This window comes from Nostoc sp. DedSLP03 (assembly GCF_034530815.1).
Lineage (GTDB): Bacteria > Cyanobacteriota > Cyanobacteriia > Cyanobacteriales > Nostocaceae > Nostoc.
In genome coordinates this window covers 1-19,951 of the sequence record NZ_JAVRCK010000021.1, presented here as the reverse complement: position 1 = coordinate 19,951, position 19,951 = coordinate 1, and the positions used below count along the sequence as shown (strand labels likewise).

Annotated in this window: 8 protein-coding genes and 2 pseudogenes; 8 read left to right on the top strand and 2 right to left on the bottom strand. The window is 40.9% G+C overall.

Going from position 1 to position 19,951, the window contains the following annotated elements; translation table 11 throughout:
* Window positions 1-74: 74 nt before the first annotated feature.
* Window positions 75-1,739 (bottom strand): NAD(P)/FAD-dependent oxidoreductase, encoded by a 1,665-nt coding sequence (locus RM368_RS12595; RefSeq protein ID WP_322694359.1) that lies wholly within the window; start codon window positions 1,737-1,739, stop codon window positions 75-77.
* Window positions 1,740-2,693: 954 nt separating this feature from the next.
* On the opposite strand from RM368_RS12595, the gene RM368_RS12590 reads away from it, so the two are divergent.
* From RM368_RS12590 to RM368_RS12555, 8 genes and pseudogenes are all read left to right on the top strand, one after another.
* The gene (locus RM368_RS12590; RefSeq protein ID WP_322694358.1) at window positions 2,694-3,878 is read left to right on the top strand and encodes a 2-isopropylmalate synthase; all 1,185 of its coding nucleotides are present in this window, start codon (window positions 2,694-2,696) and stop codon (window positions 3,876-3,878) included.
* Window positions 3,871-4,926, top strand: a complete 1,056-nt coding sequence (leuB, locus tag RM368_RS12585) for a 3-isopropylmalate dehydrogenase (protein ID WP_322694357.1) — start codon at window positions 3,871-3,873, stop codon at window positions 4,924-4,926. The genes RM368_RS12590 and leuB overlap by 8 nt, the downstream gene beginning before the upstream one ends.
* Before the next feature lie 5 nt (window positions 4,927-4,931).
* On the top strand, window positions 4,932-6,644 hold the full coding sequence (locus RM368_RS12580; protein WP_322694356.1) for an aconitase/3-isopropylmalate dehydratase large subunit family protein: 1,713 nt from the start codon (window positions 4,932-4,934) through the stop codon (window positions 6,642-6,644).
* A gap of 36 nt (window positions 6,645-6,680) precedes the next feature.
* Entirely contained in the window at window positions 6,681-7,889 is a 1,209-nt protein-coding gene (locus RM368_RS12575) for a LeuA family protein (protein ID WP_322694355.1), read from the top strand.
* A gap of 291 nt (window positions 7,890-8,180) precedes the next feature.
* A pseudogene (locus tag RM368_RS12570) lies at window positions 8,181-8,522 on the top strand (transposase); the annotation flags it as partial.
* A gap of 114 nt (window positions 8,523-8,636) precedes the next feature.
* Window positions 8,637-8,951 (top strand): helix-turn-helix domain-containing protein, encoded by a 315-nt coding sequence (locus tag RM368_RS12565; protein WP_322694421.1) that lies wholly within the window; start codon window positions 8,637-8,639, stop codon window positions 8,949-8,951.
* Between the two features lie 302 nt (window positions 8,952-9,253).
* A pseudogene (locus tag RM368_RS12560) lies at window positions 9,254-9,454 on the top strand (transposase); the annotation flags it as partial.
* Between the two features lie 139 nt (window positions 9,455-9,593).
* Window positions 9,594-16,292, top strand: coding sequence for a polyketide synthase (locus RM368_RS12555; RefSeq protein WP_322694354.1), 6,699 nt, complete (start codon window positions 9,594-9,596; stop codon window positions 16,290-16,292).
* A gap of 891 nt (window positions 16,293-17,183) precedes the next feature.
* On the opposite strand, the gene RM368_RS12550 is transcribed toward RM368_RS12555, so the two are convergent.
* Window positions 17,184-18,878: an NB-ARC domain-containing protein gene (locus RM368_RS12550; protein ID WP_322694353.1), complete on the bottom strand. Its 1,695-nt coding sequence runs from the start codon at window positions 18,876-18,878 to the stop codon at window positions 17,184-17,186.
* Window positions 18,879-19,951: the final 1,073 nt, after the last annotated feature.

Below are 19,951 nucleotides of genomic sequence, written 5' to 3'. Positions count from 1 at the left end.
AGGCGGTAGCGACACATCAAGACCTCAAACAATCACCAAAATCTGATAAGACTCTATCAGGTATGCAAATGGTTTTAATTATGCCCTATAGCCAACTTGCTTGCAGTTATCAAATCTTCTACATCGTAGTCAAAATACTTTTTAATTTCTGGTTTGTTAGAATCCTTAATCCAAGACAAAAAACGCGAATACTCGGAGTGAAAAAACTCAGATGCTCCATCTATATGTTTTTGTGATATATCTCCTAAATTTAAAAGATTCTTTGGTAAAAAATCAATTGAGTTTATCAAAGACATAATGTGGTTTGCAGCCTCATCTGGAGATAGTAACCCGGCTTCAAATTTTTCGATAGTTGCAGTAGCTTCTTCAAAAAACTCGTCAGCTAATCCTTCAAAACCAGGAGTTAAACCATCTATTCTTTCTTGGCAATTATCTTCTGATAACTCTTTAGCCTTACCTGCGGCAATTTTTAATCTTTTTCTAAGTCCTGCTTTCGCTTGCCGCACAAAACTTCCAATTATCCAAATTCGTCTCCAAGCATCCCAAAGGTTAAAGTTAGCAAAAGAAATGTATGAACAGTTAACTAATTTATCATTATAATCAAAAAGCTTTTGTTGCAAACTCTCAAGTTCAGTAAAATTCTCTGTTGAATAATCATTCTCTAAAATAGCCTTTATAATTTTAGAAGCTAAGGGACTGATAATCGTACAACTGTTTACTAATCCAAAGGAATAAAGAGGGTCGATAAATCCTGCTGCATGAGGGAGTAGATAAAAACGTTCTCCTACACATGAACGTGATGAATATTGCAGGCGATCTGTTGATACCCAATTACGAACAGGTTTAGCATTTTCAAACTGCATACTGATTCCAGGAAATCGTGAAAGGAAATTTTGAAATTCTTGTTCAGGAGATATATCAGTTTTGGGAAAACGCCGAGAATCTAAGTTTAGTCCTACACTACAAATTGGATTATTTGATTTTTCATGATTATTAAATGGAATAACCCACATCCACCCGCCGTCAAATATGTGATGAAGAGTACCTTGATACCAAAGCAGTTTATCTTGACTTTCTCCGCTTGAATGAATACAATCATCATATTTTTTAACACCAGTCATGTGAGTAAAAATACTTCTTGAATGAGTTTTTAACCTGGTTGGATTTTCTCGTAAATTAAATTTTTGACTAATCGGAGAATTATGACCACTGGCATCAACTAAATAATTAGCAGTAAACTGCTCGTTATCCTCTAGTTTAACTAGAACACCTTTTTTGTCTATTGTTATATCTAAAATTTTAGTATTTTCTAAAAGTTTCACTCCATAATTAACAGCAACTTTCGCCATGTATTGGTCTATATCTTGACGATATAAATGACTGCTTGCGGGAACACCAACTTTATTGGTATTTTGTAAAGTCTGTTCTTTTCCTTCCTGATGATATATAAAGTTAAACGAGCGCTTTAATCCACAAGCAGATGGTGAAATATTGTTGCAGATATTATCGAAAGAACTCAAGTGTGCGATTTCAGGAACAAGATATTGATAACTGAGAATACTCATCATTAAATCTGTGTCAGGCGTCATTGCTTCTCCGATCGCAAATCTTGGATGAGATCCCTTGTCGATCATCAAGACTCTAACATTATGTTTTGCTAAAATTGTTGCCAAAATCGAGCCTGCAAGTCCAGAACCCAAAATTAATACATCAAATTGATTAATTCTATTGTAACTCATGACACACATTCTCTCTTAGTTACTAAAGATTTGCATTCTTTTGATATAGCTTTGAATTGCCCTTTCATTCAGCTTCTACCAAGATTTCTTTTTAGGGCATCTTTTTAGCTTGTATGGACGCTTTACGCATCTCTTTTCTAAAGCCTGATTTTTTGTCAGCGATTTTCATTCAATCACATTGGAAGTCCCTAACAAAACCTATAGTTGGGGTTAAAACGAACATTTATTTCATCCTAAAAGAATTGTTCAGATTTGTCAGTTATTAAAAAGTTAGTAGAAAATATAACTTTTATTTGGGTCTTTGAGGACTTCCAATTAAAAAAATCTCCAATCACAGCACTTAAGATGGTGCGTTACGGCGCATGAAGTGAGTACACAATGAAAATTCTACATATCTATGCGCTTAACACACCCTACAGTTGGGTAATTTATTTTTTGGTACTCCCTAACGCTCTTCCATCACTCTCAGAAAACAATAATCGAAGCAGAAAACTGAAACTATAACTAAATCAAGGTTTGAGGCTTTATTTTCTAATATAAATTCAAAAATGTAGCCAAAGCCTGGAAAGTGAAGTCTCGTGAGCCTTACAGCGATTGCTTTCTTCAAGAGTGATGGAAGAGGGCTAATCTGCCACAAAGCTGTAGCGCTGTCCCAATACTGCTTGGTTAAGGATATTTGAGGTGTTAGAAACCCAGTAACTTCTGCGAAATCGGGTTTCTAATTTTCACTTATCCGAGTAGTATTGAGCGCTGTCCCATCGCTCAGTTCAATAGCTACTAAATTAAGTTACTAACTTTATTGAAACTTTTAGTCATTGACAAAGTATAAATTATAATATTGAATGAATTATTAATAACTCAAACTTGGATATTAAACTAATTTTATCTATCTAAGCCGCAAAACCCTTATCCATTTTTGCAAAACTATAGTTAAGTTAAACACTGAGGTGTATCGTGCAAAAGATTCCACTTATTATTTTTGACGAAACCCTCCGAGACGGAGAACAACAAGCTGGGCTTTTCTTCAATTACGAAACGAAACAATCTCTAGCACGTCTCATTGCTCAAAGTGGGGTGCATCGAATAGATATTATGCCTGCTATCAGTGAAACTGAGGAACGGCTAGTGCAGTCACTGGTTAAAGAAGGTTTTGGTAGCATAATCACCCCAGCCACGATGATAGGTAAACAATTCATCGACCAAGCCAAAGCTTGCGGAGTAGAAAGAATTATCCTCTTTAATGCAGTTTCCGACCGATTGTTATTTCTAAGAGATCCAGATATCCGGCGGTCTGTATTACTTCATGGTAAAACAGTAGATGATAATATCCCACAAGTTATTCTTAACCATGTACGTCAAAGTATGGTTAATCGGGTTTTGGAAAGTTTGCGTTATGCCACAAGCGAAGAGATCGGTTTAAAAGTAGAATTCGCGGCTGAAGATGCCAGTCGAGCTGATTTTGACTTCTTAGTACAGTGTATCTGCGAATTCAATCCTTACATTGAACACTTCATGCTCTGTGATACCGTAGGTATCCTCAGCCCAGACAAAACTTATGGGTGGATTAACAACCTTTTGAAAGCCACAAATTATCCACCATTGGCAGTACATTTTCACAACGACTTAGGTATGGCTCTCGAAAATACACTACAAGCATTAGTAGCTGGAGCATCGATGGTATCAGGCACTTTTGGAGGAATTGGGGAACGTGCAGGAAATGTGGCACTAGATCAGGTTTTAAATGGCCTAAGGCTACGCTTTGGCGTAGAGGTAGAAGGGATTGACTATGATGTCGTTGCGCGAGTTACAGACTATCTGACTCAGGTAGGGGCTCGCGCTGCTTTACCTTACTCTAATGCAGCCCTACGTCACGAAACGGGTATCCATATCAATTCTTTTTTACAAGATCCTAAGAGCTACTCTATTTTTTCTTATGAAGAACTAGAGATATGGTTTGGTAAATGTAGTGGTGCTAGCAATTTTCAGTACCTTTTTGAGAAGCGCCTGCAAAAAACTCTCTCAAGAGACCACTACAATCAAATGCGCTTGGCTATCAAATCCCTTTCTACTAAAGAAGAACGCTGTTTTACTACTGAAGAAGTGGTTGAGCTATTTGAGCAAGGAGCTTTAAATGTCTAAACATTATCGTCTGGTGGTTCTTAAAGGCGAAGGGATTGGACCAGAAGTGGTAGAAGCTTCTTTGAAGGTTCTCCAACAGGTTGCCAAACTCGAAGGTTTTTCTGTAGACGTGGACTATGGCTTGATTGGAAAAGCAGCATTAGATATTCTAGGAAATTATTTGCCAAAAGAAACCATCCAACTGTGTGAAGGTGCTGATGGTATTCTTTTTGGAGCAGTGTCAAGTGGTGGGCTTTTAGAGCTACGTAAACACTTCGACTTTTTTATCAACCTTCGCCCTGTCCGGATATTTAAAAATCTGTTGGATAAATCTAGCCTTCAGTCTGACCGGATACAAGACCTAGATATACTGTTTATCCGGGAGCTGGTAAGTGGAATTTACTTTGGTCCTTCCAGGCGAGATGAAGATGAAAATGGCTCTTATGGCTATCACACTATGCGCTACCACGATTGGGAGATTCGCCGGATAGCTAGAGTAAGTTTACAAAAGGCTAAAGAGCGCCGGGGCTTACTCACCGTGGCTCATAAAGAAAATGCTTTACCCCATTTGCCTTGGAGCCGTTTAGTACAAGAGGAGTCAGTAGATTTTCCAGGAGTTGTGGTAGAGCCAATGTTGGTAGACAATTTAGCCATGCAGTTGGTGCGTAACCCCAAGCGTTTTGATGTCATTCTTGCTGGGAATCTGTTTGGGGACATCCTCACCGATATTGGAGGAGCATTAGTAGGTTCAATAGGATTATTAGCATCTGCTAGTTTAAACGCAGAGGGTTTCGGATTATACGAAGCTATTCATGGCACAGCACCGGATATTGCAGGTCGGGGCATTGCTAATCCTCTGGGAACCATTGGGGCAGTAGTATTAATGCTTCAGCAGTGGGGCGAAAACGATGCTGCCCAGACCCTGATTCAAGCTCAGGAAAGGATTTTGAACCAAGGCTATCGCACACCAGACCTAGCTCCTAAGAACCAAGAAATCTCGATAGGTACGGAAGCATTAGCTGACCTTTTAGTCCATGAAATTTCTCAATTAGCCGTTTTAAGTAAGTAAAACTAATGAGTACAGAACCTAAAGTGTTGATTCTTGGAGATGATATCAACACTGATGATATTACACCTGCAAATCGTTGCACCAATGCGGAACCAGATCATTTAAAGCACTATGCTTTTGAGCATCTCATTGGTGAAGGGAATCTTTTGGGTTATGAAGTAATCGAAGCGGGACGCAATTTCGGTTGTGGTTCTAGCCGGGAACATGCCCCCATCGCCATTAAGGCAGCCGGAATTAAAAAAGTCCGCGCCCGTTCTTTTGCTGAAATTTTTTACCGCAACAGTATTAATATCGGTCTGAGTTTAGAAATAATCGAACAACCTCACACTGACTCGATAGTAGAAGCAATTGTGAATAGTGGCGGTCTGACCTCCTTCAATCAAAAGCGTCAAAATTGCCATGTCTCTGTTTCCAGAAGTTTAACTTCTGCTAGACCGATGACCATGTCTGAAAAACTTCTGGCGCGTGCTTCAGGCAATTCTTACGTCCAAGCCGGTGAGACAGTTTTTGCCAAAGTCGATTTAGCGATGTCTCATGATGCGGTAGTCGGACCAGTTGCCAGAGTTTTTTACAAGCATTTTGGGGAAGAGGCAAGGCTGTGGGAATCGAACCGAGTCGTTTTGGTAGCAGATCACTTTATCCAAACTGATGATGTGCGGGTAGACCCCAAAACTAAAATGCTGTACCAAGAAATGGTGCAGTTTGCAAAGAAACAAGGTTGTCATTTATTAGATGTTGTTTCGCCAGGTGAAGCCGCTGGTATTTGTCATGTTCTCCTACCGGAAAAGGGCTTTATACATCCAGGTATACTTGTAGCAGGGACAGACTCCCACACCTGTACTTACGGTGCTTTCGGATGTTTTTCTACTGGAGTTGGAACTACGGATATGGCAAATATTTTTGCCATGGGGGATATGTGGATTCGGGTTCCTCAAACTTTACTTCTTGTATTAGAAGGAACTTTACCGAATTACCTAAGTGCTAAGGACATTATGCTCTTTATCCTTGGAAAAATCGGCTGTGATGGTGCCACAAGTAAGGTTATAGAATTCCGAGGCAGCATTATCGACCAGTTGCCAATGGAAGAGCGTATGACATTGGCTAATATGGCGATCGAGTGTGGAGCTATGTGTGGTTTGATTGCCCCAGATGAAATCACCCGTGAGTACATCAAGAATCGTAATCAGGCTTCATTTGAAGAATTTACTAGTGACCCTAATGCCTATTACGAAAAGATTTATCAGTTTGACTTGAGTGGTTTAGAGCCGCAAGTGGCTTGTCCTCCCAAACCAGACCAAGTAGTTGGGATTAATGAATTGGGGGAAGTACCTATTACCCGAGCTTTTATTGGCTCTTGCACGGGAGGAAAGCTCTTTGATCTTGCTCAGGCTGCTGAGGTGTTAAAAGATCGTCATGTTGCTTCTGGGGTAGATCTCTTCGTGGTTCCAGCTTCCCAAGAAGTGCGCCAAAACGCTGAGCAGTTGGGCTACTTAAAGATTTTTGAAGAGGCTGGCGTGCAACTACTAAAATCTGGCTGTGGAGCTTGTATTAATGCCGGACTAGGGGGGTTAGGAAAAGAAGAAATAGGAATTTATGCTACCAACCGCAACTTCAAAGGGCGTAGCGGAGATCCGAGTGCCAAAAACTATCTTGCTTCCCCTCGAGTAGTGGCTATCTCAGCAATTAGAGGACACATAACTAACCAACTAGAAGTCTAAACAGTCTCAAGCAATTTTTTTATAAAAGACGCAATCATGAAAGCCTCAAATTTGATCCACGATTGGAATGAAGAACCAAAATTTAACCCAAAAACTATTCAACTGTGCGATGAGACGCTTCGGGACGGTCTCCAAGGAGGTGTTCCTCGTCTACCTTCTGAAGAGGAGAAGCTTGACCTGTTAGCTATGGCTGATTCCTTAGGTATTTATACGGCAGCAGTAGGTTTTCCAGCCCAAGAGATAGCTTATCAGGAAGCTCTTGCTTTATGTCAAGGAGCGCAGAAGCGAGGACTGAACATCCGCTTGGCGTTACTGGGTCGTATGGTAGAAGCAGACATTCAGGCTATTGCCCGAATTCAACAGGCAAGTGGTCGTTCTGTAGCTGCTTGGTTATTTCTGGCTTGCTCTCCCATGCGCCGCTACCTCGACGCACATGATTTAGATGAACTGGAACGCCTGACGCGCTATGGCATCGGTTTGGCTGCCAAACTTGGCTTGCCTGTTAGTTTTGGCACTGAAGATACTACCAGAACCGAACCAGAAGTTTTGGAACGCCTTTTCCGGGCTGCGATTGAGGAAGGGGCTGAAACAGTTGCCTTATGTGACACAGTTGGTCATTTAACGCCTATAGGTACTGAGCGATTGGTAAAGCATTTCCGAAGGTTTCTGGATGAACATGGTTTTGATGTAAAACTAGAGTTCCACGGTCATAATGATCGTGGATTAGGGGTATCGAATAACCTCGCAGCCGTGAGTGCGGGTGTAGACCGCGTTCATTGCACAGCACTGGGTATTGGCGAGCGATCGGGTAACATCCCATTGGAACTAACGTTAGTAAACTTAAAGATTCAGGGTCTTTGGTCTGGAGACATTTCTGGTTTAAATGCCTACTGTACCGAAGTAAGCAAAGTTTGCCAACTGACACTTCCAACTAATTACCCAGTCTTCGGAGCCAACGCCTTTCTTACTCAAGCGGGCGTCCATGCATCGGCTATCCTTAAGGCAGAAATCTTAGGAGAACCAGAAATTGCTGCGTTGGTTTATTCCGGGGTTGACCCTCGCTTAGTCGGCTTGGACTACAGCATACAAGTCGGTCCCTATAGTGGTCACTCTAACGTGCGTTTTCTATTATTCCGCAAAGGATTAAAAGTGGAAGACCAAGTGGTGAACAAGATTTTGGCAAAGGCTCGTACGGAAAATCGAGTGCTTGCTGACGAGGAAGTTTATGCCTTAGCCCAATCTTGAATCTTTATGGGTTACGAACTTGCATTGAATTGGGACTCCAGCAAAGTAAAAATGAACTAGTGGTTCATGTCATTAGTTTTGACAGGTTATTAAATTGCAGAAAACCTGTAGAGACGAGCCATGGCGCGTCTCTACAACCCACCAGAATTAATGACACAGACCACTAGTACTCTGTCAAGTCAACTTTGCGGGGACAATCAACGTTCAGAGGATGTTTTAAAGGTGGGGGGCTATTGTAAGAAAGCTCACAAGCCTTAAGCTGAAATTGAAGACATCAGCACCTTATGAGCAATGACTAAAACATATCCTAACAATCTGACATGGGAGCAGTGGGAATTAATTGCAGACCTATTTCCAAAAGCAAAACCTGGTGGTCGTCCTCGTAACGTATCAATTTATGCAGTATTAAATGCAATTATGTACGTACTTTGCCAGGGATGTACATGGCGAGCATTACCCGGAGATTTTCCAGCCTGGCAAACAGTTTATGGCTATTTTCGTAGATGGCAAAAAGATGATATATGGCTTATAATACACGACAAACTTTACCAATGGGTTAAGGTTTCAGCAGATCGTGAGCCGAGTCCATCAGAAGCTGCTGTTGATAGCCAATCAGTGGAAACAGCAACCATATGGCAAAAAAATATATTGTGGATTATAAACGAAGCGGAGTTATCACACTTACAATCGCTAACTAAAACGGGTAAGCATAAGGCACGAACTATTACCCGTGCGAACATTCTTCTAATGGCGAGTGAGAGTTATCCAGATAACGCGATCGATTCGACCCTAAGAGTTAATGTTTCGACCGTCGAGCGCACCCGTGAAAAATTTGTGGTTGGGGGACTTGAGTATGCACTTGAAGACCGTCCCCATCCCCCAAAGCCTCGTAAACTTGATGGCAAGCAAGAAGCTTTTTTGGTAGCCACCGCTTGTTCGACTGCACCCGAAGGACGAACTCGTTGGACAATGCAGCTTTTAGCAGAGCAGTTGGTAAATCTTGGTATCGTTGATTCGATTTCTGACGAAACAGTACGTCAAACTTTAAAAAAAACGAAGTAAAACCGTGGTTAAAAGAACAGTGGTGCATACCTAAAGTTGATGCCGAGTATGTTTTGCGAATGGAAGATGTATTGGATTTATACAACGAGCCGTGTGCGTTCCCAAGCGTCCAGTAATTTGTTTTGATGAGACTCCATATTAACTCATAGAAAAAGTTAGACAACCATTGCCTCCAGAACCTGATCAACCAGAGCGTTACGACTACGAGTACAAGAGAAATGGAAGTGTTAATTTATTTGCGTATTTCCAACCATTGGCGGGTTGGCGACACATCGAAGTAACAAAACAACGCACGCTCGTTTGATTTTGCAAAACAGATGAAGGACTTAGTAGATATTTATTGCCAGGAGGCAGACGTTATTCGTCTGGTAATTGATAACCTAAACATACACAATCCAGCCGCATTATATGAAGTTTTTGATCCGCAAGAAGCTCGTAGAATTGTTCAAAAACTAGAGTTTCACTACACCCCTAAACACGCGAGGAACGTTAAATCAGGTTGAAATTGAATTTTCTATTTTATCTCGCCAATGTTTAGATAGACGAATTAGTGATCGCGCAGCGTGTCCCGAAGGGACTCTCGCTCACAGTTGGAGTTAGAAATTTCCGCTTGGGTTCTACTTATAGATTAAAGCTACTAACATGAATGAACAAAACTTTTCTACCTTAATCGCTCTTTTACAATACAGATCTCTAAACAAACCTAATCAGAAAGCTTTCACTTTTTTGCGAGACGGAGAAGAAGAAGAAACTAGCTTGACTTATCAAGAGTTGGACAGGCAGAGTCGGACCATCGCTGCCCTGCTTCAGTCTTTGGGCATGAGTGGTGAGCGTGCCTTACTAGTCTACCCACCCGGTTTGGATTTCATTGCTGCTTTCTTTGGTTGTGTATATGCAGGCGTGACTGCTGTCCCTGCTTCTCTACCTCGACCCGACCAGTCTCTGGAGCGTCTTCAAGCTATTGCAGGGGATGCACTGGCAACAATGGTGCTAACTAACAGAAGCTATTTAGCCAACGTAGAGCCACAGCTTATCAATACTCCAGACTTGCAGGCTTTAAACTGGCTAGCGACAGACAATGTTCTCAATAACTTGACAGAAAAATGGCAAGAACCCGTAATTGATAAAGAAACGCTAGCTTTTCTTCAGTACACTTCTGGTTCTACAGCTAAACCAAAAGGTGTAATGGTAAGCCACGGAAATTTACTGTATAATTTAGAATACATTGACTATGATTTTCAACACACACCGAGCAGTGTGGCGGTGACGTGGCTACCTCATTTTCATGATATGGGCCTCATTGATGGGCTCTTAAAACCCGTATATCAGGGAATCCTATGTTACATAATGTCGCCTGAATCTGTTATTCAAAAACCTGTTCGGTGGCTTCAGGCGATTTCACGATATAGGGCAACTCATAGCGGAGGTCCTAATTTCATTTATGAGCTTTGCATACACAAGATTACTCCAGAGCAGCGCACAACTCTTGATTTAAGCAGTTGGAATGTGGCTTACAACGGCGCGGAGTCGATTTCTAGAAAAACTCTAGAACAATTTGCAGAAGTCTTTATGCCTTATGGTTTCCAATGGAGTGCCTTTTGTCCAGCTTATGGGCTTGCAGAAGCAACGCTTAAAATTTCAAGTGTACGAAAAACATCTGTTCCTAGTTTTTATACAATTGAGGCGGCTGCGCTTAAAGAGAATCGTATTATCAAGGCTTCGGAACATGAGCAAAATGCACATACACTTGTAGGGTGTGGTCGTCCTGAGTTTGATACAAAGGTTATTATTGTCTGTCCCAAATTGTTGACCCAGTGTTCGCCTAGTGAAGTCGGGGAAATTTGGGTATCAGGTTGCACAGTGTCTCAGGGATATTGGAATCGTCAGGAGGAGACAGAACGAACTTTCGGTGCCTACCTGGCGAATACTGGTGAGGGTCCCTTTCTACGTACAGGGGATCTGGGTTTTCTCAAGGACGGCGAGTTGTTTATCACTGGTCGCCTTAAGGATTTGATCATCATCGGTGGTCGCAACCATTATCCCCAAGACATTGAAATACTGGTAGAAAAGAGTCATCCAGCCCTCAGGTCGGGTTACGGTGCAGCATTTTCAGTTGAAGTAGATGGGCAAGAGAGACTGGTGGTTGTTCAGGAGGTAGAAAGTAGTTACCTGCAGAATTTAAATGTTAATGATGTGGTTCGAGCCATTTGTCAGGTGGTGTCGGAACAGCAAGGATTGCAGGTTTATGTTGTGGTACTAGTCGAGTCCGAGAGCATCCCAAAAACTGCCAGTGGCAAAATACAGCGCCATGCTTGCCAAGTCAGCTTCTTGGCAGGTAATCTCGCTGTAGTGGGTGAGTGGAGGAACAAAATCGTATCTGAACAGAGCCTCCTAAGGTCCTCTCCAAATAGGAACAGTTCTAGTGTGTCAACCCACATAGACAGAGAATTGCCAACAACAAAAACTATTAAAGATTGGCTAGTTTCATGGCTGACTAGGCAGCTAAGTTTAGCTGAAACCGTCATCGACATTCATCAACCTTTCTCCTACTATGGACTAGGTTCTGTAGAGGCTATGATTCTGGTCGGGGATTTAGAGAGCTGGCTTGGTCATTCCCTAACTCCCACCTTGGTCTGGAATTATCCTTCTATTGCAGCTTTGGCTCAGTATCTAGCTGTCGATAATACGTATAAAGATGAGAGGAGTGCAACTTACTTTTCCCCATCTCAGCGATTCGGGGAGGAAGCGATCGCCATTATTGGTATAGGCTGTCGTTTTCCTGGTGCCAACAACCCAGAAGAATTCTGGCAAATCCTTTCCAATGGAGTGAATGCCATCACTGAGGTTCCTATAGAGCGATGGGATAATAAAACTTTCTATGATCTGAATCCAGCCATACCTGGAAAATTGATTACCCGCTGGGGTGGCTTCCTAGAGCAGGTAGACCTATTTGATCCTCACTTCTTCAATATTTCCCCGCGTGAGGCAGAGACAATAGATCCTCAGCAACGGCTACTGCTAGAAGTAGCATGGGAATCTCTGGAAAATGCTGGACAGGCACCTGACAAACTGGCTGGCAGTCAAACGGGAGTGTTTGTGGGAATAAGTACTAGTGATTATTCCCAGTTTCTGCTGGAAGATCCTGTGCTAATTAATGCTTACACTGCTACTGGCAGCGCCCATAGCATTGCGGCAAATCGGTTGTCCTACCATCTCGATCTACGTGGACCTAGTATGGGAGTTGATACTGCTTGCTCTTCATCGCTCACTGCAGTGCATCTAGCCTGTCAAAGCTTACGTCATGGTGAGTGTAATCTGGCGATAGCAGGAGGAGTAAACTTAATGCTGTCGCCAAATTTGACTATCTCCCTTTCTCAAGCACAGATGATGGCGGCTGATGGTCGTTGCAAAACCTTCGATGCTGGGGCTGATGGTTATGTACGAGGGGAAGGCTGTGGAATTGTAGTTCTCAAGCGCCTCTCTAATGCTCTCAGAGACGGAGATAAAATACTAGCACTAGTGCAAGGGTCGGCGGTCAATCAAGATGGTCGCAGCAATGGGATTACAGCACCAAATGGACTTGCTCAGCAGGCAGTTATTTGCCAAGCTATGGAGAATGCTGGGGTTGCACCAAGTCAAATTAGCTATATTGAAGCCCACGGAACAGGAACATCTCTAGGCGATCCTATTGAGGTTCAGGCTTTGACAACTTTACTCGGGCAAGGACGTTCACAAGACCAGATTTGCGGAATTGGCTCGGTCAAAACTAATATTGGTCATTTGGAGGCGGCAGCTGGAATTGCTGGATTGATTAAGGTTGTACTATCTCTGCAGCACAGTGAAATCCCGCCTCATCTGCACTTGAAAAAGCTTAATCCTCATATTTCTTTTGAAAATAAACCATTTTTTATCCCAACTAAACGTCACCCCTGGTCTAAAGGTACAGAACAACGCTTTGCAGGAGTGAGTTCGTTTGGATTCGGTGGTACTAACGCTCATGTTGTAATCGCAGAGGCTCCTGTACCCATTACTCCATCTGGTAGTGATGCTGAGCGCCCTCTATATCTATTGACATTATCTGCAAAAAGTAATATTGCTTTACAACTTCTAGCCCGTCGCTATGAAGAATTCTTAACAGCCCATCCCGAAGCGTCACTTGCAGATGTTTGTTTCACTGCTAATATTGGGCGAGCACATTTATCTCATCGTCTTGCGCTCACGATTAATTCTCGTGAACAATTGTGTGAACAACTGACAACCTTTGTTAATGGACAGCAAACGCCCGACCTATCCAATCCTCAGCAAGTTTTTACATCCTTTCAACAGCTTAAGGAACCAACTATCGTATTTATGTTTCCAGGGCAGGGAGCGCAGTATGTGAATATGGCTTTGGAACTTTATCAGGTTGAACCGACGTTTCGTCGGGCTGTTGATATCTGCTCAGAATTTCTCAAGCCTCATCTAGGACTTGATCTACGCAATGTGTTGTACCCAAGCAAAGAACAAGTAGAAGATGCAACACAGCAACTTAACCAAACGCTAATTACCCAACCAGCAATTTTTACGATCGAGTATGCTCTAGCTAAGTTATGGATGGGGTGGGGAGTGCATCCTCAGGCGATGATCGGTCATAGCATTGGTGAATATGTAGCAGCTTGTCTGGCTGGCGTCTTTTCTCTGGAAGATGCATTGGCACTGGTAGCTGCACGAGGAAGATTAATTCAGCAACTTCCTAGTGGAAGCATGCTTGCAGTTCCACTTTCAGAAGAGAAAGTGCAATCTCTTATGGGTAATAACCTCTCCTTAGCTGCGGTTAACGGACCATCTTTGTGCGTAGTTTCAGGTTGTAAAGAGGCTGTAAACCAATTACAAAACCGACTCACTGAACAAGGTATAGACAGTCGTTGTCTACATACGTCCCATGCTTTTCATTCAGAAATGATAACTCCCATTTTAGAACAATTTACTGAACGAGTAAGAAAAATAAACTTGAAGCCATTTAACATCCCTTACGTGTCAAATGTCACTGGTACATGGATAACAGATGCAGAGGTAACAGAGCCGAGTTACTGGGCCAGGCATTTACGTCAAACAGTGCGCTTTGCGGAAGGCTTACAAGAGTTGTTGAAAGAACCCTCCCAAATTCTGCTCGAGGTGGGACCAGGTCGGACTTTGAGTAAATTAGCCAATCACCATCCAAATAAAGAGCCTGAGCAAATCGTATTAGCTTCGGTACGCCATCCGCAAGAAAGTCTATCGGATACAGCATTGTTGTTAAAGACATTTAGTCAGATATGGTTGTCTGGGGTACAGGTAGATTGGCCAGGATTTTATCGCTGTGAGCCACCACGTCGTCGTCTTTCCTTGCCCACCTATCCCTTTGAGCGCCGTCGTTACTGGATTAATGCAAAATCGCCATCATTATTTCCAGATAATAACCTGGCAAGATTAGACAAAAGACTAGACATTACTGACTGGTTCTATATCCCGTCATGGAAACCTTCTTTGCTACCCAATCCCACTTCCTCGTCTCAAGCAGAGTCTGGAGACGAGCGATGGCTCGTATTTGTTGATATGTGCGGTATGGGTTCCGAGTTAGTTAACAGACTAAAACAGAAAGGCAAGAATATCACTATAGTGACGGTGGCAGAGCAGTTTAGCAAACTGAGTGAGGATATTTATACTATTAATCCTCAAAATTACGATGATTATGATGCATTGATTAAAGAAATGATTGCACTTGGTAAAATTCCCCAAAATATTGCTCATTTATGGAGTGTGAACACTTCGAGCAAGCACCAAACGGGCGAGTATCTAGAATTCAAAAGTTTGCTATTTTTAACGCAAATTCTTAGCAGGCAAAAAATTACTACTCAACTTCAAATTTGGGTTGTATCGAACCAGATCCAACCAATCAACGGTAAAGAGACACTAGACTCTGAGAAAGCAATGGTATTAGGGCTATGTAAAAGCATTCCACAAGAATATCAAAACATCACTTGTCGGAGTATTGATGTAGTTCTTCCTCAAACAGGCACTTGGCAAGAAGAAAAAATTATAGACCAAATCTTAGGTGAATTTACAGCATTGTCATCTGACTTAGTTGTTGCCTACCGCGATCATTATCGCTGGGTGCAAACATTTGAGCCAGTGCGTTTGGATTCCGCAGTTGTGGAAAAAACATCGCTAAGGAAACAGGGCGTTTACCTAATTACTGGCGGACTAGAAAGTATTGGGGTTGTGCTAGCGGAGTATCTGGCACAAACCGTGCAAGCAAAACTGATATTCCTCGAGAGTTCTATTTTGCCTGAAAAGCAAGAATACTCACAATGGTTAGAAACTCACGATAGCCAAAATGAGGTTAGTTGCAAGATCCGAAAACTGCAAGCGTTGGAAGAGTTAGGGGCAGAAGTTTTGGTAGTGGTTACAGATGTTACGAATTATGAACAAATGTACCAAAGCCTTGCACTTGAGAAAATCGGTCAAATTCATGGAGTTATTCACTCAACTGAAAAGATGAGCAAAACAAATTTTTGCTCAATTCAAGAAATGGGTGAAGCGGAGTTAGAACAAATGCTTGACTCTAAATGTCGCGAGATTGTTGTTTTAGAAAAAGTCTTGCAAGGCAGGCAGTTAGATTTTTGTGTCATCCTCTCTTCATTATCTTCGGTTTTAGGAGGATTTGGATTAGCGGCTTATTCGGCAGCAAACGTTTTCATGGATGCCTTAACTTACCGACACAACCAGACTCACTCCTTGCCTTGGCTAACCGTGAATTGGGACAAATTGCAACTGGATGCAACCAGCAAACAAGAGGCAAATTGGCAAGCATATAACAAGGAATTAGCCATCACTAAAACAGAAGCCTTAGAAGTGTTTAAACGGATTTTATCTTTAAGTGAGGTGACTCAGGTTGTTGTTTCAACAGTGGATCTAAAAGCAAGAAGCTATCGTAGCTTTAATCTCGACCCTCTACCGGATACAAAATCTTCCAGTCAAGAAAACTCGTACTCACTCTATTCAAGACCGAATCTTAGCAAACCCCTTATTGCTCCGATTAACAAGCTGGAAAAACAAATCGCTGAGATGTGGCAAGAAGTTTTAGGGGTCGAGCAAGTTGGTATTTATGACAACTTCTTTGAGCTGGGGGGAAACTCCCTTATAGCCACCCAATTAGTTTCCCGGTGGCGAGCAATTTTCCCAATTGAGTTACCATTGCGTAAACTTTTACTTCAGGCATCGACTGTAGCAAAGCAAGCAGAAATAATTGAAGAACTTCTCCTAGAAAAAATTGAAGAATTATCTGAAGAGGAAGTTGAAGTTATTTTGTCTAATGGATGAGTATCAATCCGAATTCACAAGCGTAAGTGTAGGAGCAATACGGTTCGGTTAAGCTCTAATACCAATTCTCTGTGAAGCTGCACATTATTTTTACCCCTCCTAATTTCCCCATGAATTAGGGGAGGTGCCGCAGACGGTGGGGTTCTTTCTATGCATCTTCATATGGAAACGGTATAACAACATTAATTGGCTTTGGCGATTACACGACGCAGTCCATCACAGTCCTGAACGTTTATACTGGCTTAATGTAGAACTTTCTCATCCTCTTAATAACAGGACTTACGCAACTGGCACAATGCGATCGCCAGATGATAGTACATGAGTATTAATTAAATCTGATTTTGAAAGCCTTGTCTTCGTAATAGAAGTCGCTGTCTTGGAAGCAAAGCATGAAATATTCATGAGAAAATAGGTAGAAGTTGTATTAGATAAATTTGCTAACGGTAATGAGATTTACTAAGCTTAGTTACTGCCAATACTTATTAAGTAGCCAAATTAATTATACAATTACCAATTTGGCAGAGCATTTAGAGAGTATTAGTCATGATGCCATTAACTATTATTTGAAAAGAGAGAAATTAACACCTCGTTTACTATGGGATAACGTGAAAGAGCTAGTTGAACCTGATGACAATGGTTACATAATATTTGATGATAGCGTTTTAGATAAAAGGTATTCGGAAGAAATAGAATTGGGATGCTCCCCCAAATTTGGACAACTGCTGGACGATATTCTGATCCTGGTATGGAATACTATGAGCAAAAATACCAGGATTTGCTCCTCAAACATCTCCAGAAGAAAGCGCAAGCTTTTGGTCTTCAAATGGTCCCCAAATCTCAAGATAAGGAGGAAGCTTCATTTGATCAAACCCTTTCTACATAAGCTTTACGTCAAGTGTTTCTTGAAAGTTGATCCAATAGGTTGGTGATATTTTCACTTGTATATCCTATCTCGGTTGGCAATTGAGTTTGTAGTGATAGGAGAATTTGCGTTAATTGAGATTTAATTATATCTGGGTCTTCAAATCTATCAAGTAACTTCTTGATGATTGGGTTCAGTATTAATTTAATTTGAGCTTCTTGAATGTGGTCTACTGCCTGAGTTTTCCTCAATGCATATTTTTTAAGTATAAAAATGTTTTGCGATTCAATTTCAGTACAAACTTTTTGAATTAAAGTAGTAGTCACATACTCTACTAGAATAGGTTGCAATGTGAGGAAAGTTATATTTCGACCAAGTATTAACTGTGTAGTACTTCCAAGAAAACATCTCCGATCTAAAGTTTCTAGAGCTTCAAGTAACTGAGAAGATGATACAAATGGTAGTAGCTCGCATTCTATATCTGCTAGTGTCACAGTTCCACGATTAAGTGATATCCAATATATTAATTCTTCCTCCAAACTGGATAAGCGATTAAACTGACGTTCTAGTATATTTTTAACCTCACCGAATACTACTGTTTTTCGAGATAAAAAACTGGAAACCTTACCATTAAATAGGTCATGAATCGTGGTGGCAACAACTTTTAGAGTTAGAGGATTACCGCTATATAATTGAATAAGATGCTCCCACTCCTTTTGGGAGCCAGAAAAATTTCCTTTGGTATTAAAGATTTTTAGTACGTCTGATATTGTTAAACCAGTCACTTGCAAAGTCCTAACTGGTAGAATTTCGCCTTCTAAAATTGCAACTTCCTTGGGCTTCTCTCGAGAAGTTAATACCAAACAACTATTGTGATATACCTCTCCTACTTGCCAAAAAAAATCGCCATAAACTTCATAACTGTCTCGGTAACAACCTCCATGACTGCTGTATAAGACCTCTGATTTATCAGCAGTGGATAAAATAGTATCAACGTTATCAATTATGAGTAGGCAACGGTGTTTTTGTAAATATTGTAGCACTATTGATTGTTTTTGATTGATAGTCTCACATAGACTTGAATTTTGTTGTTTCTCGAAACAACAAATTAAATCAGTAAGAAATGAGTCAAGAGATGGAGCATTGCGTAATGATCGCCAAATAACATATTCAAACTGTGCCTGAATTTGCTCTGCTAATTTCACAGATAAAGCCGTTTTGCCAATGCCATCGATTCCCAAAATTGTAACTAATCGGCAGTAGTCTTGATTAATCCATTTTGACAATACGTCTAGTTCTAATGTACGTCCATTAAAATTAGATACATCAATAGCTTCACCCCAAGATTGATAAAGCGAATTACCTTGAAAATTTGAGTCATTAAAATATTTTTTTTTACATGATGTAGGGTTTACATATTGTCTTAAGGAAATGTAAGGTAATTGTTCCAAACTATCATTAGCTAAATTTATCTGCCGTTGTATTATGGCTTCTCGAAAATTATTTTTATTAATTTTGTCTTTCAATACAGATGAAAGTAACTTCCATAACTGAAAGCCAATATACTTGATATATCCATCATCATAGTCTAACCCTTCAGCAATTTCGGAGTAACTTTTTTGCTCCCAGCATAGGCAAAAAACTGATTTTTGTAAATTATTTAAAGTTTCTTGACCAAGAATTGATTCCACGATAGCTAAAGCTTCTTCAGGCATCACTTTCATTACTAGACATCTCCAAAAAAGTACTACTCTACTGAGGGAGCGACACAAAAGCTAGGAGCCAAACAGTTCTCTCTCGCTATATAACAGCTAGTGTTGTTAGCTAAAATGCTGATTAAAAGGTACTTTTCCGATGTCCGGATGTTTGACTGAAATGTCCATGTGGCAGGAGTTCTAAAAAACTTTGTGATCTACTGATAATAGGTGTAACCTGACTCGCTCCATGCACAAAACCCTGATTCATCTAGTACTTTAAGTCTATTTCTCCAGCAGCAGCTAATTCCAACATATCTGGGTTTGCTTGTTTTTTTTCCCATACTACGGGTCTTGTTTTCCTTTATGCCTCTTCTTTACCCGTTTCCAAATGACCCTTTTTTTTCGCTCTTCCATAACTTTCGTAAGATAATAATCAAAGGCAAAATCTGAAGCCCAGACACTGTTAGGCATTTGAACTTTCATTTCTGGCACAAAGCCCGCAATATTGATTCTTGCGTAAGCCCTTTCACAACAACAATTGCAGAATATTATTTCGTTAGAGTGATGAAAGAGCGATAGCTTCTATTGTCTGCTCAAGTTTCTATCTATTATGAAATGCATCTCCCTAGTTCCTTTTTGTTAATTAGTAAGGTTTCCAGATTATTATTAAAGTGATATAGAAATTAGGTCCGATTTCGGAACACAAGTTTAGTTAAAATCCTATTACAACAGGCTTTTCAGCCTCAGCATTTTTTTAAAATTAAATTGTAGTCCTATATGACCAAGACTGCTCGGTTTTGTTTCTGCTTATTCACTTCCAACAGTACAGTTAATTGTTTCTTATTACAATCATTCCACAATTATATTTTTTAATGGATTGTATAAGGAAGAAGACATAGTATTTTTGGAAGAATGGTAACTGCCTAGCTAGTAGGGGTAAAGACAAGATACGCGCAAAATTTATCACGATGTAAAGTTTTATAACAAATTTATTTAGAAGCCTAAATTTAACCTAGCGTGGCAAAACTTACTAGAGAAGAGCGGAAACACAGCAATTCCAAATTCAAATTTTGACAACGGGTAGAGTCTAGCTTGAGGAT

Coding starts and splice junctions, on each gene's coding strand:
- RM368_RS12595 (WP_322694359.1), bottom strand. CDS start 1,739: ATGAGTTACAATAGAATTAATCAATTTGATGTATTAATTTTGGGTTCT.
- leuB (WP_322694357.1), top strand. CDS start 3,871: ATGTCTAAACATTATCGTCTGGTGGTTCTTAAAGGCGAAGGGATTGGA.
- RM368_RS12580 (WP_322694356.1), top strand. CDS start 4,932: ATGAGTACAGAACCTAAAGTGTTGATTCTTGGAGATGATATCAACACT.
- RM368_RS12575 (WP_322694355.1), top strand. CDS start 6,681: ATGAAAGCCTCAAATTTGATCCACGATTGGAATGAAGAACCAAAATTT.
- RM368_RS12565 (WP_322694421.1), top strand. CDS start 8,637: ATGGCGAGTGAGAGTTATCCAGATAACGCGATCGATTCGACCCTAAGA.
- RM368_RS12555 (WP_322694354.1), top strand. CDS start 9,594: ATGAATGAACAAAACTTTTCTACCTTAATCGCTCTTTTACAATACAGA.
- RM368_RS12550 (WP_322694353.1), bottom strand. CDS start 18,878: ATGAAAGTGATGCCTGAAGAAGCTTTAGCTATCGTGGAATCAATTCTT.